This window comes from Allobosea sp. P4_H5 (genome assembly GCF_056400825.1).
This window is the reverse complement of sequence record NZ_JBFUKM010000019.1, coordinates 29,254-47,825: the sequence shown is the minus strand read 5'-3', so window position 1 is coordinate 47,825 and position 18,572 is coordinate 29,254. Positions and strand designations below refer to the sequence as shown.

Below are 18,572 nucleotides of genomic sequence, written 5' to 3'. Positions count from 1 at the left end.
GACCAGCGAAGGACATAGATCATGGCGGCGACGGCGGCTTCGGGCGCAAGAACGCAGACGATGGACGGGCGCGTGGCGGCGCTTGACTGGCCGCGGATCGAGACCGAGCTCGACGAGCATGGCGTCGGCCTGACCGGTCCACTGCTCGATACCGGCGCTTGCGCTGCGCTACGCGCGCTCTATGACGAGCCCGGGCATTTCCGCAGCCGTATCGTCATGGCCCGCCACGGCTTCGGCCGCGGCGAATATCAGTACTTCGCCCACCCGCTTCCTGATGTGATCGCGGCGCTGCGCCCGTTGATCTATGGCCGCCTCGCGCCGATCGCCAATCGCTGGAATGCGGCGCTCGGGATCGATCAGCGCTATCCGGAGACGCTCGACGACTTCCTCGCGCGCTGTCATGCGCAAGGCCAGCAGCGGCCGACTCCGCTGCTGCTGAAATATGGTGCCGGTGACTACAACTGCCTGCACCAGGACCTTTATGGCGACCTGTTTTTTCCGTTCCAGATGGTGATCCTGCTCTCCGAGCCGGGGAAGGATTTCGCCGGCGGAGAATTCACTCTGGTCGAGCAGCGCCCGCGCATGCAGTCCCGGCCTGAGGTGGTGCCGCTGCGCCAGGGAGAGGCTGCGATCTTTGCCGTGCAGCACCGGCCGGTGCAGGGAACGCGCGGTACCTATCGCGTCAATCTGCGCCACGGCGTCAGCCGGGTGCGCTCGGGCGAGCGCTATACGACCGGGCTGATCTTCCACGATGCGCGCTGAAACAGGCCGTCAGGACGCCTTGAATCTCAGATCCCGGAGGATCGCGCCGAGCGCCGGTTCGTCGACGAGATCGGCCGCATCGGCCTGGGTGAACCATTGGCAGCGACGCTGGTCCTGCTCGGGCCAGGTCGGAAGCTGCTCCTTCACCACGAGCAGATAGAGCCTGACCTTGCACAGCACGAAATCGCGGGTGCGCCGCTTCCAGTAGGTGTAGCGGCCGACGGGCTTCTTGCCGACTTCGCCGAGGAGCCCGGCTTCCTCCATGGCTTCGCGCGCGGCGGCTTCATAGCCTTTCAGCCCGCGGATCGGCCAGCCTTTCGGCACGATCCAGCGCTGCGTCTCGCGCGTCGTCACCAGCATGATCTCGACAGCACCGTCCGGCCGGTGCCGATACGGGATCGCGCCGATCTGAACTTTTGGCTCGCCCGCCTTTTTTGCGACGGCCGCCTTTGCTGCCCTTGCCGACTTCCCCATGTGCCCTCCGGCGGCAGCATATGGTGATTCGGGGGGCTGCTCGCCAGTCAAATTTGTAGCCGGCAATGCTTTCAGGCGCAGCGTGCCGGTGCGGAGGCTTCTCCCGGGCCGGTATTTTCCTGTCCTGGAAGCGGTGATGCCGGTGCCGTAACGGGCGGCGCCGGCGTCCTTGAGCCGGCACCGCGCGTCACAAACCGGAGCGGCGGGCCTTGAGTGGTCTCTCAGAGCTTCTTGCCGTCCTTTCCGAACTGCTTGAGGAAGGCGGTGAGGTCGGCGATTTCCTTGTCGTTCTTGATGCCGGCGAAGATCATCTTGGTACCGGGGATCTTGGCCTTCGGGTCCTTGATGTATTCGGCGAAGACCGCCTCGTCCCAGGTGATGTTGGCACCCTTGTTGGCGGTCGAATAGCTGTAGCCCTCGACCTCGCCGGTATGGCGCCCGAACAGCCCGTTGAGATGGGGGCCGACCAGGTTCTTGGCGCCCTCGCCGGTCTGGTGGCAGGCCCGGCACTTGTTCCACGAACGCTCGCCGGCGGCGACGTCCTGCGCCCGGGCGGGGGAGGGAGCCATCGCGGCAAGGGCGAGCAGGGTGGCGCTGGCAATCAGTCTCATCGGGCGTCTCTCCTAGCTTAGACACCTTCTGAGATAGCGCAGCCCGCTCCTTTGGATACAGGGCAGTTCGTCGCGGTGGCGCTACAGCGCCCCGATCCACTCGGCGACGTTGGCGGTGAACGCGTCGGGACGGGAGATCGGGAAGAAGTGCCCGCCGGTATCGAGCAGCGTCTTGCGCGCTCCGGGCATGGCGGCGGCGAGCTCCTCCTGCAGGAAGGCGGGCACGATCATGTCGTCGCGCGTGCCGAGGATCAGGGTGGGCGGGGCAAGCTCCCCGGCCCAGGCCGAGGCGTCGAAGGCACGCAGCGCGTCGATGCGTTCGCGCACCACCTGCTTTGCTTCCGGGGTGTCGGGCGCGGTCGCGACGGCACTCTCGTAGACGCTCCAATGCGCCTCGAGCCAGGTCGGCGGATAGGCCATCAGCGCCGCGGTCGCCGCATAGGCGCGCGGGTGCTGGTCGAGGATGGCGAGGCGGGTCTCGAACAGCGCGGTCATGTAGCGGTTCTGCTTCAGCCAGCTGCCGCTGAGGATCAGCCCGTCGAGCCGCTCCGACGCCTGATGTGCCAGCGCAAGGCCGATACAGCCACCGGTCGAGTGTCCGAGCACGGTGGCGCGTTCGACGCCGGCCGCATCGAGCACGGCGAGGCAATCTCTCGCCAGCTGGTCGATCGTGCAGGGCGCGCTGCCGCGATCGCTGGCGCCGATGCCGCGCTGATCGAAGCGCAGGACCTGGAAGGAGCGCGCGAGCGTCGCTGCATTGTCGTCCCAGAAGGCGGCGCTGCCAGCGAGCCCGCTGACCAGCAATACGGGGCGGCCCTGGCCCTGCGACAGCGCCCGCAGCACCGCGCCATCAGGCAGCTTCACCTTGAATTCGCCGCCGACCGCGACACCATCGGCCACGCTCGTCGGGGCCGCATTGGAAGGATCGTTCTGGTGCCGTCGCGCTGGTGTCATGGCTATCTGTCCTCTTGCGCGGGAAGGCCGGCTGATTGTCGGGGGGTGAAAGCGGGATCATTCGGCGCGCATGCGAACGGCGCCTTGATCTGGATCATGGACGTCGTCCGCCGCTGCGGCCCGGATACGGTGCCGAACGGGACGGTCCTGCTGGCGGCTTGCCCGGCCATGCCGACCTCCCTTGCGTTTCCCCATGCAACTGATCGTGCCGGGGGAGGCAGCGTTGTCCAGCCGCCTTTGTTCATGGCAGCATTGGCTTAGACGCAGATCGGCCTATCGGAAAAGAGTGTTGTTATGCGCCGTGTGCATGGCGATGCGGGCTACAGGCAGTTGACCCAGAGCACGCGGGTGATGCCGTCGTGCTGATTGGCGAAGCGATGCGGCCGCGAGGAGAGGAAGCGGAAGCTGTCGCCTTCGCGCATGACCCAGCTCTCGGTCTCGACATTGAGCAGCATGGCGCCGCTGAGCACGAGGCCGGCTTCCTCGCCATGATGGATGTAGTGCTCGTCGCCGGTGCTGGCACCGGGCTCCATCTCGACGATGAAGAGGTTGAGCTTGGCGCCTTCCGCCTGCGGGGTCAGCAGCTGCTTGCGGATGCCGGAGCGCCAGAGCTGCAATTCGCCACGGTCCGGCTGGCGCACGATGGTGGCGGTCGGGTCGACCTGCCGCCGATCGGTCGGGAAGAGCTCGGAAATTGCGGTGCCGAGCGCGTCGGCGACGGCAGCGAGCACGCGCAGCGTCGGCGAGGACAGGCCGCGCTCGATCTGGCTGAGGAAGCCGATCGACAGTCCGGTGCGGCTCGCAAGCTCTTCCAGCGACAGCCGGCGCGCACGCCGGAGCTGACGCAGCCGCGCCCCGATCTCACGATCGACATGCAGATGCGGCAGGTCGGCTGCAGGCAGGCTCATCGCGATTCCTTCTTGGCCTATTTCATGTGCATGAAAATCGCTTGCCGGCAAGATCGTCCTATGCTCGTATCTTCATACTCATGAAAATATGAGCCGACGCCTCACCGGGCGTACGGACAAATGAGGGGACATTGCCATGGAACGCCGGACCTTCCTGACCCTGCTGGCCGGAGGCGCCGTCGCTGCGTCCATATCGCCGGCCGCAGCCCAGTCCGTCCTCAAGGTCGGCTCGACGCCGACCGGCATGCCGTTCACCTTTCTCGACACCAAGACCAACACGATCGAAGGCGTGATGGTCGACCTGGTCAAGGCGGTCGCCGCGGCCTCGGACCTCAAGGTCGAAGTCGAGGGCATGCAGTTCTCGACGCTGGTCGCCTCGCTTACCGCGAACAAGATCGATCTGATCTCGGCGGCGATGTACATCACCCCGGCCCGCAAGGAGGTGATCGACTTCTCCGACCCGATCTACACATATGGTGAAGGTCTGCTGGTCCCGGCCTCGGACAAGAAGGACTATGTCGAGCTCGCCGACATGAAGGGCTACACGGTCGGCGCCCAGATCGGCACCGCCTATGTCGAGGCGCTGCAGAAGACCGGGCTGTTCCCCGAGGTGAAGCTCTACAAGACCTCGCCGGACATCCTTGCCGACGTCAACGCCGGCCGCGTCCAGGCCGCTTTCGCCGACGCGCCGATCATGGCCTACACGCTGAAGCAGGGACAGTTTCCGAACGTCCGGCTGGTCAAGTCCTACAAGCCGATCATCACCGGTTCGGTCGGCATCGGCGTGCGCAAGAGCGATGGCGAACTGCTGAAGAAGGTCAATGCCGGCCTCGCCAAGGTCAAGGCCGACGGCACGCTCGACAAGATCCTGGCGAAATGGGGCCTGGAATAAGCGCTCCCGTGGCATTCCGGCCTCGCCTCGCGGTCTGATCGACGAGGCGAGGCCGGCGGCGCTTCCGCGATCACCCCGTCGAAACTGACCTGCGATGCAATCCTTTCTGCGCGATGCCGCCCAGTTCCTGCCGCTGCTGCTGCAGGGGCTGAAGTTCACCATTCTTGTAACGCTCGGCTCGCTGGCGCTCTCGACCGTGCTCGGCCTGGTCTGGGCGCTGATGCGCGTCTCGGGCGTGGCGTCACTGGTGCTGGTCGCCAAGCTCGTCGTCAACACGCTGCGTGGCATCCCGATCCTGGTGCAGCTCTTCTACATCTACTTCGTCTTCCCGGAGTTCGGTCTCGCGCTTAGCGCACTGCAGGCGGCGATCCTGGGCCTCGGCATCGCCTATTCCGCCTATCAGGCCGAGAACTTCCGCGCCGGCATCGAGGCGATCGACCATGGCCAGGTCGAAGCGGCCCAGTCGATCGGCATGGGCTGGTTCCTGATGATGCGCCGGGTGATCCTGCCGCAGGCGGTCAAGGTCGTGCTGCCGCCCTATGGCAACATCATGATCATGATGCTGAAGGATTCCTCGCAGGCCTCGACCATCACCGTCGCGGAGCTGACGCTGCAGGGTTCGCTGCTGGCGTCCTCGACCTTCAAGAACATGACGGTCTACACGCTGGTCGCGCTGCTCTATCTCTCGATGAGCCTGCCGCTGATCGCCTTCGTCGGCTGGCTCGAACGCCGCTTCGGCAAGGGAGCCAGGCGATGATCGAGCTCTCCAGCGTCACTAAGAGCTTCGGCTCCCATCAGGTGCTGAAAGGCATTACCGGCAGCGTCCAGCGCGGCGAGGTCGTCTGCCTGATCGGCCCCTCCGGCTCCGGCAAGTCGACCATCCTGCGCTGCATCAACGGGCTTGAATCCTATGATGGCGGCTCGATTACGGTCGATGGAGCGAAGGTTGACCGCGCCGATCGCTCGATCGTCGGCATCCGGACCGCCATGGCGATGGTGTTCCAGCGCTTCAACCTGTTCCCGCACCGGACCGCGCTCGAGAACGTCGTCGAGGGGCCGATCCATGTGAAGAAGGAGCCGGCCACCCAGGCGCTGGCGCGCGGCCGCGATCTGCTCGCCCGCGTCGGCCTCGCCGACAAGTTCGGTGCCTATCCGGCAGAACTCTCCGGCGGCCAGATGCAGCGCGTCGCCATCGCCCGGGCGCTCGCCATGCAGCCCAAGGCGATCCTGTTCGACGAGCCGACCTCGGCGCTTGATCCCGAGCTCGTCGGCGAGGTGCTCGGCGTGATGAAGAGCCTCGCCGAGGAGGGCATGACCATGCTGGTCGTCACCCATGAGATGGGCTTCGCCCGCGAGGTCGCCGACCGCGTGCTCTTCCTCGATGGCGGCGTCATCGTCGAGGAGGGCGCAGCCCGCGAGGTGCTGAGCGCGCCGCGCAATCCGCGCACGCAGGACTTCCTGCGCCGCGTGCTCAAGCCGATCTGAGGACACCGACATGGCCGAGCCTTTTCCGCTGCAGCCCTCGCTCTGGCACGCGACGGCTCCGGCTGCGCCGCAGACACCGCCGCTCGCGAGTGATGCCCGGGCCGATGTCTGCATCGTCGGCGCCGGTTATGCCGGCCTCTCGACCGCGCTGCATCTCGCCGAGGCCGGCGTCTCGGTCATCGTGCTTGAAGCGCGCGAACCGGGCTGGGGCGCGTCGGGCCGCAATGGCGGTCAGGTCATCCCCGGCATCAAATACGACCCTTCCGAGATCGTCTCCAAATTCGGGGCCGAAGCGGGCGCTGCACTGGTCTCCTTTGTCGGCTCGACCGCCGATCTCGTCTTCGGGCTGATCGAGAAGCACGGCATGGACGTGCCGTATCGCCGCGCCGGCTGGATCCAGGGCGCCCATACGCCCGCCATGGTCGAGACGGTCAAGCGCCGGACCGAGCAGTGGGGGATGCGCGGCGTCGCCGCCCGCTTCCTCGATGCCGATGATGTCGGCCGCCTCCTCGGCACCGACCGCTATCTCGGTGGCTGGCTCGACCCGCGGGGCGGCGGCGTCCAGCCACTCGCCTATGCCCGCGGCCTTGCCCGCGCCGCGCAGAAGGCGGGCGTTACGATCCACGGCCAGAGCCCGGTGACCGGCCTTCGTCGCGACGGCGGCAACTGGATCGTACGCACCGCCCAGGGGGCCAGCGTCACCGCACCGCGCGTGGTGATCGCGACCAACGGCTATACCGGCGACCTGATCCCGAAGCTGCGCCAGACGGTGATCCGGCCGAACTCCTTCATCGTCGCGACCGAGCCGCTTTCCGACAATCTCGCCGGCACCATCCTGCCGGAGGGGCAGGTCACCTCCGACACCCGCCAGCTCCTGCTCTATTTCCGCAAGGACCACACCAACCGCCTGCTGATGGGTGGGCGCGGTCCCTTCCGCGAACCGCAGGGCGTCGATGACTGGGCCCATCTCGAGCGCGTCGTCGGCAAGATGTACCCGCAGGCGAAGGGACTGCGCTTCGAGTATCGCTGGTGCGGCCGTGTCGCGCTGACCCGCGATTTCCTGCCGCATCTGCACGAGCCGGAACCCGGCCTGCTCGTCGACATCGGCTGCATGGGCCGCGGCATCGGCCTGCAGACGGCGATGGGTCGAGCGATGGCGCACTATCTCTCGACCGGCGACAGAGCGAGCCTGCCTTTCCCGGTGACGTCGATCACGCCGCTGCCGCTGCACGCGCTGAACGAGCTCTATGTCTCGGCGATCATCGCCTGGTACCGCCTGACTGATGGCGGCATGAAGGACCGCGCCGCTTGACCGGCGCCCGTTCCTGACGCAGGGCGAGGGCATGAGCATCGTCCTCGCCTGCGATCTCGGCGGCACCTCATTCCGCGCCGCCCTCATCGATGACACCGGCGCCACCCGCGCCCAGCACGCCATTGCCGGGCCGGCGAGCCGCGATGATCTCTCAGGCGCTTCGGAAATCGAGGCCGAAGCCTGGTGGGGCCTGCTCGTCGAGGCTTGTGCCGGGCTGGCGGCGGAGGCGCCCGCGCTGTTCGATGCGATCGAAGCCGTCGCAATCTGCGGGGTCACCCGCACGCAAGTTTTGCTCGACCGAGCTGGCCAGTCGCTGCGTCCGGCGATGACCTGGAAGGATACGCGCGCCGACGCGCTTGCGACGCGTCTGCGCGAGAGGCTCGATACAGCCCATCCCGAGAGCGCCGCGGTGAATGCCTTCCATCCGCTCGCCCGCCTCGCCTGGTTGCGCGAGCAGGAGCCGGAGAGTTTTGCCACGCTCGCCTGCCTGCTCGAGCCGAAGGACTATCTGAATTTCCGCCTCACTGGCCGGCGGGCCAGCGACCCCGTCTCGATGGCGCGTTTGCTTTCTGCGGCTGCCCTGCATAGCGGCCGCGACTTGCTGGAAGCGGCTGGCATTCCCGCTTCGATCTTGCCGGCGATGCTGGAGCCCTGGGAACAGGTCGGTCCGATCCAGCCTGGTTTGCCCGCGCCGCTCGACCGCCTGATCGGCAAGCCGGTGTTCTGCGCCTCGAACGACACCTGGGCTGCGGTGGTCGGCCTCGGCGCCATGCGTGATGGCTTCGCCTACAACATCTCCGGCACGACCGAGGTGCTCGGCGTCGTCGGCCGCGAGCCGGCGCGGGCGGAAGGCCTGCTCACCGTCGACTGGCGCGGCCTGTTCCAGCTCGGCGGCCCCAGCCAGACCGGCGCCGACACCGTCTCCTGGCTGCTGGCGCTGCTCGGCCGCGATGGCGCGGCAGTCGGGCAGGAGATCGATGCGCTGCTCGCCGGCCCGCGCCAGCCGCAACCGCTGCTCTTCCTGCCCTATCTCCAGGGCGAGCGCGTGCCTTATTGGGATCCATCCTTGCGTGGCGCGCTCGTGGGACTGAACCGCCGGCATGGGCCGACCGATCTTGCCTATGCCGTGCTGGAGGGCGTCGCCTGCCTCAACCGTGTCGTGTTGGAGCGGGCCGAAGCCGCGCTCGGCCGGGCCGCGACGGAAATTCGTTTCGGCGGGGGTGCCGCGGCCAATCCGGTCTGGAGCCAGATCAAGGCCGATCTCTGCGGTCGGCCGGTCGTGGTCGCCGCCGCCAGGGAGCCGGGCCTGCTCGGCGCGGCGATCATCGCTTTCGCGGGGCTCGGCCGTTTCGCCTCTCTCGCCGAAGCGCAGCAGAGGCTCGTCAGCGTTGCACGCCGGTTCGAGCCCAATCTGGCCCGCAAGCCGGCCTATGACGCGCTCTTCGCTTTGTTCCGTCGGGCCGAGGAGGCGCTGGCACCGATCTCGCGCGATCTCGTTGCAGCCGCGCAGGAGGACGGATCGCTTGCCGATCTCGCGCGCCATGCGTCACCGATGGCGAGCCTGCACGCCGATTGACGTTGCGGCTGAGGCGCTTGCGCCTTACCCAGATGGAACCAATCTCCAGAGAGAGGTCCATGCCGCGTTCCTGCCGCGCTGTAGCGTTTCGTCTCTCCCCGCTCGTCGGCAGGGCCGGCTGATGCCGAAGCCCGTCACCCTGATCACCGGGTCCTCCGGCGGCATCGGCAGCTCGCTCGCGATGACGCTGGCACCGGCGCACAGGCTCGTCCTTTCCGGGCTGGAGGCCGGCCCGCTGGTCGAGCTTGCGGATCGGTTGCAAGCCGAAGGCGCCGACGTCGCCGCCATGACTGGTGATGTCCGGGACCGTGATCTCGCCGGGGCGCTGGTCGAGCTCGCGGTCGAACGTTTTGGCCGGCTCGACAACCTCGTCACCGGCGCCGGCGCCTCGCGGCCGGTGCCGATGGTCGAGATGGAGGACGAGGAATGGGACAAGCTCGTCGACATCAACCTCTCCGCCGTCTTCCGCGTCTCCAAGGCGGCTGCCCGGCGGATGATCGAACAGGGCGAGGGCGGCGCCATCGTCCACATCTCCTCGATCGCCCATAGCAATGGCGGGGCAAATCTCGCCTATGGCTCGGCCAAGGGCGGCGTCGCGACGTTGACCTATGGCATGGCCCAGCAACTCGGCCGCCATGCCATTCGCGTCAACGCGGTCGCCCCGGGGATCATCGACACGCCGATGGTGCGCGGTGGCTTCGCCAGTCAGTTCAATGCGCTGGTCGAAGGCGCCTCGCAGCGTACCCCGCTCGGGCGGCTCGGCCGTCCTGAGGATGTCGCCGGGGTCATCGCCTTCCTGCTCTCGCCGGCTTCGGCCTTCGTCACCGGCGCACTGATCCCGGTCACCGGCGGCATCGAGATCCTCTCGCCGATCTCGGCGATCGCCAAGGGACATGCCTGACGATGCGCGAGATCATCGGCCGCTACGGCACCGCGCTCGCTGGCCTCGTCCTGATCGTCTTCTTCATTGCCTTCGCGCCGAATTTCGCGACGAAGATGAACGTTATCAACGTTCTGAAGGATACGAGCTTCCTCGCCATCCTGGCGCTCGGCTTCACGCTTGCCCTGATCGTCTCCGAGCTCGACCTGTCGATCGCCGAGGTTGCGAGCCTGTCGGCTGTCGTCACCGGCTGGCTGATCCAGGGGCAGCAGCATCCGGCGCTCGCCGTCGCGGCGGGACTGCTGGTCGGGCTCCTCTGTGGCGCGGCCAATGGCTACGGCGTCACGGTCCTGCGCGTCCCTTCGCTGATCATGACGCTCGGCATCGCGGCGATCGCCAGGGGCTTCGCCTTCATGATCACGCAGGGCGTCGCCTTCGTCGGGCGCTGGCCGGTCTCGTTCACCGGCCTCGCACGTGGCACGAGCTTCGACATTCCCAATCTCGTGCTCTGGCTCTCCGCCGTCACGCTCCTGACCTATGGCCTGATCAAATGGACTCGCACCGGCGCCCATATGGTCGCGACCGGCGAGGCCGACGAGGCGGCCCGGCTCTCCGGCATCGCCACCAACAGGATGAAGCGCATCGGCCTGTTGCTGACCGGGCTCTGCGCCGGCATCACCGCCGTGCTGCTCGCCGCCAACCTGTCCTCAGCCGCGCCGAACATGGCGGGCGACTACCTGCTTTACGCCATCGCCGCCGTGCTGCTGGGGATGACCATGTTCGAGCCCGGCAAGCCCAATATCCCCGGCACCGTCTTTGCCGCTTTGGTGCTGAAGGTGCTCGGCAACGGCTTGGTGCTGATGGGCGCAGCCTATTACGTTCAGGACATCGTTCTCGGCGCCATCATCATCGGCTCGGTCGCCTTCTCGGCCAGCGCGTTGAAGAAGGCGGCGTTCAAGGTCTGAGAGAAAAACGGGAGGGGAAAGACCATGAAGATATTCAAATCGCTCGTGCTGGCGGCTGCGGCCCTCATCGCAATGGTGCCGGGGGCTCAGGCCTTCGAGCTCGGCGTCATCGGCTTCCAGTTCTCGTCGGAGACGCATGCCCGCGTCGCCAATGCCGCGGCCGCCGCGGCCAAGGCCAAGGGCTGGAACGTCACGCTGCTGAACTCGGAAGGGGCGCTGCCCAAGCATGCCGAGCAGTTCGATGCGCTGATCGCCAAGAAGGTCGATGCGATCATCATCGCCATGGGCAAGCCGGTCGAGGCCGACGCCCAGTTCAAGGCAGCCAAGGATGCCAAGATCCCGGTGATCACCGTGCAGTCGGGCGCGAGCCCGCACGCGCTCTTCGACATCCAGACCAATGAGTACAAGGTCGGCGCCGAGGCTGCGCTCTATCTGCTCGGCCAGCTCGGCTATCAGGGCAACATCATCACTGCCCGCTTCGACCTCAACGTCGCCTCGCGCATCCGCGGCAAGCTGCTCGACAATGTGCTCTCCGAGAACCAGGGCGTGAAGGAGCTCGGCAAGTTCTCGATGGCCCGCACCCAGAGCTGGCGCGACGATGTCCGCGCCGGCATGCAGGCGCTGCTGCTGCAGAACCAGGGCAAGATCAACGGCATCTGGGCCTCGTTCGATGGCCAGGCCTACATCATCGACGACCTGCTGCAGGCTCAAGGCGTGAAGAAGGGCCAGATCCCGCTGGTCTCGGTCGACGGCGGCAAGGAAACCTATGCCCGCATCGCCGACCCCGCCTCGACCTTCACCGCCACCGTCTCGATCCCGTTCGAGGAGATGGGCAAGCAGGCGGTCGACGCGATCCAGACGATCGTCGTCGACAAGAAGCCGAAGGAGACGATCACCTCCGGCCCCTATCTCTTCACCGACGCCGTGCTGGTCGACAAGAACAACGTCCAGCAGTTCCTGAAGTGAGCTCGGTGACCGCCACACCTCTCCTGTCGCTCCGCGGCATCGGCAAGGCTTACGGCCCGGTCGTGGCGGTGCACGAGGTCGATCTCGACATCTTTGCCGGCGAAGTCGTCGCCATCTGCGGCGACAACGGCGCCGGCAAGTCGAGCCTGATCAAGGTGATCTCCGGCGCCGAGGAGGCGACCTCGGGGACTTTGAGCATGCGTGGGAAGGCCGTCGTCTTCGCCTCGCCGCATGATGCGCTGAGCCACGGCGTCGCGACGATCTACCAGGACCTCGCTCTGGCGCCGCGGCTCTCCATCGCCCAGAACGTCTTCATGGGCTCGGAGCTGACGCGACCGTTGCTGCTGCCCTTCCTGCGCGTGCTCGACAAGAAGAGGATGGCGCAGGAGGCGCGCGGCTTCCTCAAGCAGCTCTCGGTCACCGTCGAGGACATGGACCGGCCGGTCGAGCGGCTCTCGGGCGGCCAGCGCCAGGCGGTGGCGATCTCGCGGGCGCTGCGCTGGAAGGCCGAGGTCATCATCATGGACGAGCCGACGGCGGCGCTCGGCGTCAAGGAGACGGCGCTCGTGCTCGACCTGATCCGCAAGCTCAAGGCCGACGGCAGGACAGTACTGCTGATCAGCCACAATATGCGCGACGTCGTCGCGCTCGCCGACCGGGTGGTGATCATGGGTGCGGGCCGAAAGTATGTCGATCAGCCGCTCGGCGATCTCACCGCCGACGACCTCAGCCACATGATCATGGCCGGCAACGCCAGGGCGGCCTGAGATGGTCAGCGAGACCATCGTCATCGATACCGATCCCGGCCAGGACGATGCCGTCGCCCTGCTGCTCGCCTTCGCCAGCCCGGAGCTCGACCTCAGGGCGATCACCACCGTCGCCGGCAATGTTCCGCTGGCGCTGACCACCGCCAATGCGCTACGCATCCGCGAGCTCGCCGGGCGCGAGGATGTGCCCGTGCATGCCGGCGCCGACCGGCCCTTGCTCTTCCCGCTCTCGACCGCCGAATTCGTCTGCGGTCCCGACGGCCTCGCCGGTGCCGATCTGCCGCCGGCCCGTGGTACGGCCAGCGCAACGCATGCCGTCGAAGCGCTCATCGCCATCCTGCGCGCCGCGCCGGATGACAGCGTCACACTCTGCCCGCTGGGGCCGCTGACCAACCTCGCTTTGGCGTTTCGGCTGGTTCCGGATGTGCTGCCGAAAGTGAAACGTATCGTGCTGATGGGCGGGGCGCTGGCGCTCGGCAACATCACGCCTGCGGCCGAGTTCAACGTCCATGTCGATCCGCACGCCGCCGCGATCGTCTTCGGCTGCGGTCGGCCGATCGTGATGTTCGGCCTCGGCGTCACCCACCAGGCGATCGCCTCGCCCGAACAGGTCGCGCGCCTTCTCGCCTTCGGCAATGCGGCGGGCAGGGCGGTGCATGGCATGCTGACGCGCCCGCGCCCCGGCGGGCTCGGCACTGCCGGGCATCCGATGCACGACCCTTGCGTGATCGCCTTCCTGCTCTGGCCGGAACTCTTTTCGGGGCGTGACTGTTGTGTCGAGGTCGAGACTGGCGACGGTCCCTTGCGGGGCCGCACCACCATCGACTGGAACGGCCGGCTCAAGCGGCCGGCCAATGCCCATGTCGTCGCGAGCGTCGAGGCGGAGGCGCTGTTCCAGCGCCTGTTCGACCGGCTCGCGACGTTGCCTTGAGCGGGATGCGAAAAAGTGGGAACCGGTTTTTCGCAGTAATCCCGCTCCGAAGAATCTTACGGAGGACGCGATGGCCCATTTCGTCGAGGAGCTGCAGCTCGAGGCCGAGCGCGCGATTCTGGCGATGCAGACGGCCGCGCTCGCTGCCCGTCAGCTCCATGCCCGCGCCGAACTGATGCGCCATATGCTGACCACGGCCCGCAAGGTCGCCGGCAAGCCCAAGGCCGAGGCGGTCGAGACCGTCGTGCGCGAATGGATGGACGCCTGGAACCTCGGCCGGCAAGACTGGCCGCATATCGCCCGCGAGATGGAAGCCTTCACCGCCGCCTTCCACGATTATGCGAACGAGCCCGGTGACGGGAACGACGCCGCGCTCCGCCGCGCCTGCGATGCGCTCGATGCCGTCCTTGCCCACGAGAACACCTCGATCAGCGACCAGATGGCCTTCCGCTCGCAATGCGCCCATCGTTGGTGGGAGCTGATCGTACCGGTGCCATCGGACTTGCCGGGTGCAAAGCCGCGCTCCTCGGTGCCGGCGCTCGATGGGCAGGCGCCGTTCTGGCAGTCCGGCTGCGCCGAATTCTGTCGCTGAGGGCCGGTCGATGCAGCCGCTCCAGCTCACGCTTCGCCCGGCCGGCCTCGCCGATGCCGATGCCTGCCAGAAGCTTTCGGCTGCGATCGGCTGGCCGCATCGGCGCGAGGATTGGGAGTTCGCGCTGTCGTTGGGCCAGGGCTTTACCCTGTCGGTCGAGGACGAGACCGTCGGTGTCGGGCTCTGGTGGGGCTTTGGCGCGAGCCATGCCACGCTAGGCACCATCATCGTCGCGCCCGATCGACAAGGCCAGGGCATCGGGAAGCTGCTGACCGAGCGGCTGATCGCGGCGACGGAAGGGCGGACGCTCGGTCTCGTCGCCACCGCGCAGGGCGAGCCGCTCTATGCCCGCTACGGCTTCATCGCCATCGACGAGGTTCGCCAGCACCAGGGCGACTGGCCGGAGCTGGCAGGGCCTGTTCTCGCGGCGAACGAGATCATGCGCCCGGCCGCCGCATCCGATCTGCCGCTGCTGGCGCAGCTCGATGGCGAGGCGACGGGCCTGCCGCGCGCACCCCTCCTCGAGGCTCTGCTGACGCGGGGCCATGCGATTCTGATCGAGCGCAATGGCGCGCCGGCCGGCTTCGGCTTCCTGCGCCGCCATGGCCGCGGCTGGCTGATCGGCCCGGTCGCCGCGGTCGATGACGCCGCCGCCTGCAATCTGATCGCGGCGCTGCTGGCCGCGCGCCGTGGCGATTTCGTCCGCATCGACGTGCCCGCCCGCAGCGGCCTCGGCGCCTGGCTGAGCGAATGCGGCCTGCCGCTCGTTGCCTCCGGCGTGGTGATGGCGCGCGGCGCCGCGCCGGCCGCGCCCGGACCGGCGCATCGTTTCGCGCTGGTCAACCAGGCGATGGGCTGACCAGCATCGCCGCGGCATGCAGGCTTATCGCCTGCAGCCCGCTCCAGCCGTGCCAGACCGTGTAGAGCCCGACGAGGACGATCAGCGCGCCGGAAAAATACGGCGCCCGCGCCGCGATCGTCGAAAGCCAGCTGGAGCGCTTCTCGACGGCGCGCAGGCTGAGCGAGGCGGCGACACCGACTGTGACCAGCGTGATCGCGAGGCCGATCGAGAAGCACAGCACCAGGACGGCGCCGAGCGCGACCTCGCGTAGCTGCATGCAGATCAGCAGCACGGTGATCGCAGCCGGGCAGGGGATCAGCCCGCCGGTCAGCCCGAACAGGACGATCTGCCCGGTCGTCACCGGCCGGTCGGCGAAGCGCTTGCGGATGTCCTGCGCATGGGCGCGTTGATGCGCGTCCATCGGTTCGTCGTCGGCTGTCTTATCGTGACCGTGGCTCTGCCCGTGCGAGTGGCCATGGGAATGTCCGCGGGAGTGGCCGTGACTATGCCCGTGGCCATGACTGGCCGGGCGCAGCACACGCTGCTCCGCCCATGTCCGCCACAGCATCCAGAGCGCGATCGCGATGATCAGCAGGCCCGAGGCGAGCTGGAACCAGGGCTCGGTCGCCTCGGCATTGAAGTCGCGCGTCAGATAGAGGCCGCCGAGGACCACGCCCCAGACGACGAGCGTATGTGAGAGCGTCGCGGCGAGCCCGAGCAGCAGCGCCTGCAGCACCGAGCCGCGGATGGCGACGATGAAGGCCGCCATCATCGTCTTGGAGTGGCCGGGCTCGAGCCCGTGCAACGCACCCAGCAGGATCGCGCTCGGAATGAACAGCCAGGCATGGCCGGCGCCTTGCGCCAGCAATTCGGTGAAGGTCGGCACGACTTGGTGCTCCGGATCCGGAACGGGTCGCGCGCTGCCGTGCCGTCCGGCCTTGCCGGAACTGGTCGGGGGCGCCCGTCTCGTCCTCGCCCGCCCGATCGTCGGGATGCGCCCGGTCTCGCGCCGGCGCCTGCCTGATCGGGTGCCGCTTGCTCAGCGGATGCGTCGACCTATAACCTCCCCGGGAGGATAGGATCAAGACGGAAGGGCAGGGAATGCAGGACGAAGAGCATGCCCGGATCCACCATCATCGGCATCCGGAGATCATCACGCGGCTGAAGCGGGCCGAGGGGCATCTGCGCTCGACCATCGAGATGGTCGCCAATGTCCGCTCCTGCCTTGAGATCGCCCAGCAATTGCAGGCGGTGGAAGGCGCGATCGCCAACGCCCGCAAGATCCTGATTCAGGAGCATATCGGCCATTGCCTGGAGGAGGCCGCCGGCAGCCTTCCGGATGAGGCGCGCGGGCTGCTCGCCGAGTTCAAGGCGATGACGAAATTTCTTTGAACGGCCGTTCGGGAATGGCCGGGTTGCCGAAGCGGCGCTGGTGGTTCCGCGTCGGCTCGCGCAAGATCGCTCCTGAAACGATTTAAGCCTGTATTCCAAGGGAGGAACGATGCTCGACGATCTCAAGGGGCTGCGCGCCCTGGTCACCGGCTCCAGCACCGGCATCGGCGCCGCCGTGGCCAAGGCCTATGCGGCCAATGGCATGCGGGTCGTGGTGCACTACAAGTCGAGCGAAGCCGAGGCGAATGCCGTTGCGGCCGAGATCAGGGCGGCCGGAGGCGAGGCGCATGTGCTGCAGGCCGATGTCGCCGACAGCAAACAGGCGGTCGATCTCGTCAACAAGGCGGCCGACAAGCTCGGCGGGCTCGACGTGCTGGTCAACAATGCCGGCGCGCTGGTCAAGCGCACGCCGATCGCCGAGATCGAGGACGAGTTCTTCGACAGCGTCGTCGACCTCAATGTCCGCTCGGTGGTGATGGCCTCGAAGGCGGCGCTGCCCTATCTCAAGAAGTCCGGCGGCAAGGCGAGCGTGATCAATCTGAGCTCGATCGCGGCACGCAATGGCGGCGGCCCCGGCTCCTCGCTCTATGCCAGCTCGAAAGCCTTCGTGCTCAACCTGACGCGCGGCATGGCCAAGGAGTTCGTGCCCTTCGGCATCCGGGTCAATGGCGTCTCGCCCGGCGTGATCATGACGCCGTTCCACGAGCGCTATTCGACGGCCGAGCAGATCGAGGCGATGCGCAAGACCGTTCCGATGGAGCGCGTCGGCACGCCACAGGACAATATCGGGGTCTTCCTCTTCCTCGCCAGTCCCGCGATGAGCGGCTACATCACCGGCCAGACCATCGAGGTCAATGGCGGCCAGTACATGGTCTGACGGCCACTGTGGCTTCGGCGTCCTTGACGTCACGGGTGGCGCGCCAGCATGGTCTGGGCGCCGCTCTGAAGCTGGGTAGTCGATGATGCCGATCCGCCGCAAGGACCTGCCGATGCCGGCCGCTGGGCGGGTCTTCATGGCTGCAGCCGCGACAGTTTTCCTCGCCGGCTGCGCCGGCGACGTGAAGGGCGTGCTGACGCCGGTCGCCTCGACCGTGCCCGGCACCAGCAAGGTCACCATGCTGGTGGCGACCACGCGCGCGGCTGATCCGGATGCCGGGGTGTTGTTCTCCGGTGAGCGCGGCAAGCCGTCTTATGTCGAGATGACGATCTCGCTGCCGCCCGACAGCCGCCGCAAGGTCGGCGAAGTGCAGTGGCCGAGCCGGCTGCCTGGCAATCCCGAGACCGATTTCGTCACCCTCAAGGTCGACAAGCTCGATGCCAAGACCGGGCTGGCGCGCCTGCACGAGCGTGTCTCGCGCGTGCCTAAGCGCCGGGTGATGGTCTTCGTCCACGGCTTCAACAACCGCTTCGAGGATGCAGTCTACCGCTTCGCCCAGATCGTCCACGATTCCGACGCTGATGTCGTGCCGGTGCTGTTCACTTGGCCTTCGCGCGGCTCGCTCTTCGCCTATGGCTATGATCGCGAGAGCGCGACCTATTCGCGTAACGCGCTCGAGAACCTGCTGCAGAACCTCGCACGCGATCCGGCCGTCGGCGAGGTCTCGCTGCTCGCCCACTCCATGGGCAACTGGGTCGCGCTGGAATCACTGACCCAGATGGCAGTGCGCAATCGCGGCATTCCGCCGAAGATCGCCAATGTCATGCTCGCCTCGCCCGATGTCGATGCCGACGTCTTCCGCACCCAGATCGCCGAGATGACGGGACGGCGGCCGAAATTCACCCTCTTCGTCTCGCAGGACGATCGCGCGCTCGCGGTCTCGCGTCGGGTCTGGGGTGGCAAGGATCGCCTCGGTGCGGTCGATCCCGATGTCGAGCCCTACAAGACCGAGTTCGAGACGGACAAGATCACGGTCCTCAATCTCACCAAGTTGCGAACCGGCGACAAGCTCAACCACGGCAAGTTCGCCGAGAGCCCGGAGGTGGTGAAGCTGATCGGTACGCGCCTCGTCGACGGCCAGCCCATCACCGATTCCCGCATCGGGCTCGGCGACCGGCTGATCGAGGTGACCGGCAGTGCCGCTGCTGCGGTCGGTACCGCCGCCGGCATCGTTGTCTCCGCCCCGATCGCCGTGGTTGATCCTCAGGCCCGGCGCAATCTCGGCGACCGGGTCGAGCATCTCGGCAACAACATTCACGATACGGGAGCGGCGGTCGGCGACACTGTGACCACGCCGTTCCAGAACCCGAGCGCTCCGCGCTGAGCT

The 18,572-nt window shown here is 67.3% G+C and carries 21 protein-coding genes; 16 read left to right on the top strand and 5 right to left on the bottom strand.

Going from position 1 to position 18,572, the window contains the following annotated elements; genetic code table 11:
* Positions 1 to 21 precede the first annotated feature (21 nt).
* A complete protein-coding gene (locus AC1DS0_RS28860; RefSeq protein ID WP_476817652.1) occupies positions 22 to 762 on the top strand; it encodes a 2OG-Fe(II) oxygenase in 741 nt (246 codons plus the stop codon).
* 9 nt (positions 763 to 771) lie between these two features.
* Here AC1DS0_RS28860 and AC1DS0_RS28855 read toward each other — a convergent pair whose 3' ends face one another.
* The 4 genes from AC1DS0_RS28855 to AC1DS0_RS28840 all read right to left on the bottom strand — a co-directional run bounded on the left by AC1DS0_RS28855 (position 772) and on the right by AC1DS0_RS28840 (position 3,709).
* On the bottom strand, positions 772 to 1,236 hold the full coding sequence (locus AC1DS0_RS28855; RefSeq protein ID WP_476817651.1) for an NUDIX hydrolase: 465 nt from the start codon (positions 1,234 to 1,236) through the stop codon (positions 772 to 774).
* A gap of 221 nt (positions 1,237 to 1,457) precedes the next feature.
* Entirely contained in the window at positions 1,458 to 1,847 is a 390-nt protein-coding gene (locus AC1DS0_RS28850; protein ID WP_476817650.1) for a c-type cytochrome, read from the bottom strand.
* A gap of 81 nt (positions 1,848 to 1,928) precedes the next feature.
* Complete coding sequence (locus AC1DS0_RS28845) at positions 1,929 to 2,801, bottom strand: alpha/beta fold hydrolase (protein ID WP_476817649.1); 873 nt, start codon at positions 2,799 to 2,801, stop codon at positions 1,929 to 1,931.
* 320 nt (positions 2,802 to 3,121) lie between these two features.
* On the bottom strand, positions 3,122 to 3,709 hold the full coding sequence (locus AC1DS0_RS28840) for a helix-turn-helix domain-containing protein (protein ID WP_476817648.1): 588 nt from the start codon (positions 3,707 to 3,709) through the stop codon (positions 3,122 to 3,124).
* Positions 3,710 to 3,845: 136 nt separating this feature from the next.
* On the opposite strand from AC1DS0_RS28840, the gene AC1DS0_RS28835 reads away from it, so the two are divergent.
* The 12 genes from AC1DS0_RS28835 (at position 3,846) to AC1DS0_RS28780 (ending at position 14,934) form a co-directional block, all read left to right on the top strand.
* Positions 3,846 to 4,601 (top strand): substrate-binding periplasmic protein, encoded by a 756-nt coding sequence (locus AC1DS0_RS28835; protein WP_476817647.1) that lies wholly within the window; start codon positions 3,846 to 3,848, stop codon positions 4,599 to 4,601.
* Positions 4,602 to 4,695: 94 nt separating this feature from the next.
* Positions 4,696 to 5,358: an amino acid ABC transporter permease gene (locus AC1DS0_RS28830; RefSeq protein ID WP_476817646.1), complete on the top strand. Its 663-nt coding sequence runs from the start codon at positions 4,696 to 4,698 to the stop codon at positions 5,356 to 5,358.
* Positions 5,355 to 6,086 carry an amino acid ABC transporter ATP-binding protein gene (locus AC1DS0_RS28825; protein ID WP_476817645.1) on the top strand — a complete coding sequence of 244 codons (732 nt, stop codon included), beginning with the start codon at positions 5,355 to 5,357 and terminating at the stop codon, positions 6,084 to 6,086. Before AC1DS0_RS28830 ends, AC1DS0_RS28825 begins: the two co-directional genes overlap by 4 nt.
* A 10-nt stretch (positions 6,087 to 6,096) precedes the next feature.
* Positions 6,097 to 7,398: an NAD(P)/FAD-dependent oxidoreductase gene (locus AC1DS0_RS28820; RefSeq protein ID WP_476817644.1), complete on the top strand. Its 1,302-nt coding sequence runs from the start codon at positions 6,097 to 6,099 to the stop codon at positions 7,396 to 7,398.
* Positions 7,399 to 7,429: 31 nt separating this feature from the next.
* Positions 7,430 to 8,974: a xylulokinase gene (locus AC1DS0_RS28815; protein ID WP_476817643.1), complete on the top strand. Its 1,545-nt coding sequence runs from the start codon at positions 7,430 to 7,432 to the stop codon at positions 8,972 to 8,974.
* A 121-nt stretch (positions 8,975 to 9,095) separates the two neighbouring features.
* Positions 9,096 to 9,875: an SDR family NAD(P)-dependent oxidoreductase gene (locus AC1DS0_RS28810; RefSeq protein WP_476817642.1), complete on the top strand. Its 780-nt coding sequence runs from the start codon at positions 9,096 to 9,098 to the stop codon at positions 9,873 to 9,875.
* A 2-nt stretch (positions 9,876 to 9,877) separates the two neighbouring features.
* On the top strand, positions 9,878 to 10,819 hold the full coding sequence (locus AC1DS0_RS28805; protein WP_476817641.1) for an ABC transporter permease: 942 nt from the start codon (positions 9,878 to 9,880) through the stop codon (positions 10,817 to 10,819).
* 24 nt (positions 10,820 to 10,843) lie between these two features.
* Positions 10,844 to 11,785, top strand: a complete 942-nt coding sequence (locus AC1DS0_RS28800) for a sugar ABC transporter substrate-binding protein (protein WP_476817640.1) — start codon at positions 10,844 to 10,846, stop codon at positions 11,783 to 11,785.
* A 5-nt stretch (positions 11,786 to 11,790) separates the two neighbouring features.
* Positions 11,791 to 12,552 carry an ATP-binding cassette domain-containing protein gene (locus tag AC1DS0_RS28795; RefSeq protein ID WP_476817639.1) on the top strand — a complete coding sequence of 254 codons (762 nt, stop codon included), beginning with the start codon at positions 11,791 to 11,793 and terminating at the stop codon, positions 12,550 to 12,552.
* A gap of 1 nt (position 12,553) precedes the next feature.
* On the top strand, positions 12,554 to 13,483 hold the full coding sequence (locus AC1DS0_RS28790) for a nucleoside hydrolase (protein WP_476817638.1): 930 nt from the start codon (positions 12,554 to 12,556) through the stop codon (positions 13,481 to 13,483).
* 70 nt (positions 13,484 to 13,553) lie between these two features.
* Complete coding sequence (locus tag AC1DS0_RS28785; RefSeq protein ID WP_476817637.1) at positions 13,554 to 14,075, top strand: hypothetical protein; 522 nt, start codon at positions 13,554 to 13,556, stop codon at positions 14,073 to 14,075.
* A gap of 10 nt (positions 14,076 to 14,085) precedes the next feature.
* Positions 14,086 to 14,934, top strand: a complete 849-nt coding sequence (locus AC1DS0_RS28780; protein ID WP_476817636.1) for a GNAT family N-acetyltransferase — start codon at positions 14,086 to 14,088, stop codon at positions 14,932 to 14,934.
* Here the strand turns inward: AC1DS0_RS28780 and AC1DS0_RS28775 are convergent.
* Complete coding sequence (locus AC1DS0_RS28775) at positions 14,915 to 15,802, bottom strand: nickel/cobalt efflux transporter (RefSeq protein WP_476817635.1); 888 nt, start codon at positions 15,800 to 15,802, stop codon at positions 14,915 to 14,917. The genes AC1DS0_RS28780 and AC1DS0_RS28775 overlap by 20 nt on opposite strands.
* A gap of 215 nt (positions 15,803 to 16,017) precedes the next feature.
* Here AC1DS0_RS28775 and AC1DS0_RS28770 point away from each other — a divergent pair, with 215 nt between their 5' ends.
* From AC1DS0_RS28770 to AC1DS0_RS28760, 3 genes are all read left to right on the top strand, one after another.
* Positions 16,018 to 16,308: a metal-sensing transcriptional repressor gene (locus tag AC1DS0_RS28770; protein WP_152015884.1), complete on the top strand. Its 291-nt coding sequence runs from the start codon at positions 16,018 to 16,020 to the stop codon at positions 16,306 to 16,308.
* A gap of 109 nt (positions 16,309 to 16,417) precedes the next feature.
* Positions 16,418 to 17,185, top strand: coding sequence for an SDR family NAD(P)-dependent oxidoreductase (locus tag AC1DS0_RS28765; protein ID WP_476817634.1), 768 nt, complete (start codon positions 16,418 to 16,420; stop codon positions 17,183 to 17,185).
* 85 nt (positions 17,186 to 17,270) lie between these two features.
* Entirely contained in the window at positions 17,271 to 18,569 is a 1,299-nt protein-coding gene (locus tag AC1DS0_RS28760) for an alpha/beta hydrolase (RefSeq protein ID WP_476817633.1), read from the top strand.
* The last annotated feature ends 3 nt before the right edge of the window (positions 18,570 to 18,572 follow it).

Coding starts and splice junctions, on each gene's coding strand:
- AC1DS0_RS28860 (WP_476817652.1), top strand. CDS start 22: ATGGCGGCGACGGCGGCTTCGGGCGCAAGAACGCAGACGATGGACGGG.
- AC1DS0_RS28855 (WP_476817651.1), bottom strand. CDS start 1,236: ATGGGGAAGTCGGCAAGGGCAGCAAAGGCGGCCGTCGCAAAAAAGGCG.
- AC1DS0_RS28850 (WP_476817650.1), bottom strand. CDS start 1,847: ATGAGACTGATTGCCAGCGCCACCCTGCTCGCCCTTGCCGCGATGGCT.
- AC1DS0_RS28845 (WP_476817649.1), bottom strand. CDS start 2,801: ATGACACCAGCGCGACGGCACCAGAACGATCCTTCCAATGCGGCCCCG.
- AC1DS0_RS28840 (WP_476817648.1), bottom strand. CDS start 3,709: ATGAGCCTGCCTGCAGCCGACCTGCCGCATCTGCATGTCGATCGTGAG.
- AC1DS0_RS28835 (WP_476817647.1), top strand. CDS start 3,846: ATGGAACGCCGGACCTTCCTGACCCTGCTGGCCGGAGGCGCCGTCGCT.
- AC1DS0_RS28830 (WP_476817646.1), top strand. CDS start 4,696: ATGCAATCCTTTCTGCGCGATGCCGCCCAGTTCCTGCCGCTGCTGCTG.
- AC1DS0_RS28825 (WP_476817645.1), top strand. CDS start 5,355: ATGATCGAGCTCTCCAGCGTCACTAAGAGCTTCGGCTCCCATCAGGTG.
- AC1DS0_RS28820 (WP_476817644.1), top strand. CDS start 6,097: ATGGCCGAGCCTTTTCCGCTGCAGCCCTCGCTCTGGCACGCGACGGCT.
- AC1DS0_RS28815 (WP_476817643.1), top strand. CDS start 7,430: ATGAGCATCGTCCTCGCCTGCGATCTCGGCGGCACCTCATTCCGCGCC.
- AC1DS0_RS28810 (WP_476817642.1), top strand. CDS start 9,096: ATGCCGAAGCCCGTCACCCTGATCACCGGGTCCTCCGGCGGCATCGGC.
- AC1DS0_RS28805 (WP_476817641.1), top strand. CDS start 9,878: ATGCGCGAGATCATCGGCCGCTACGGCACCGCGCTCGCTGGCCTCGTC.
- AC1DS0_RS28800 (WP_476817640.1), top strand. CDS start 10,844: ATGAAGATATTCAAATCGCTCGTGCTGGCGGCTGCGGCCCTCATCGCA.
- AC1DS0_RS28790 (WP_476817638.1), top strand. CDS start 12,554: ATGGTCAGCGAGACCATCGTCATCGATACCGATCCCGGCCAGGACGAT.
- AC1DS0_RS28785 (WP_476817637.1), top strand. CDS start 13,554: ATGGCCCATTTCGTCGAGGAGCTGCAGCTCGAGGCCGAGCGCGCGATT.
- AC1DS0_RS28780 (WP_476817636.1), top strand. CDS start 14,086: ATGCAGCCGCTCCAGCTCACGCTTCGCCCGGCCGGCCTCGCCGATGCC.
- AC1DS0_RS28770 (WP_152015884.1), top strand. CDS start 16,018: ATGCAGGACGAAGAGCATGCCCGGATCCACCATCATCGGCATCCGGAG.
- AC1DS0_RS28765 (WP_476817634.1), top strand. CDS start 16,418: ATGCTCGACGATCTCAAGGGGCTGCGCGCCCTGGTCACCGGCTCCAGC.
- AC1DS0_RS28760 (WP_476817633.1), top strand. CDS start 17,271: ATGCCGATCCGCCGCAAGGACCTGCCGATGCCGGCCGCTGGGCGGGTC.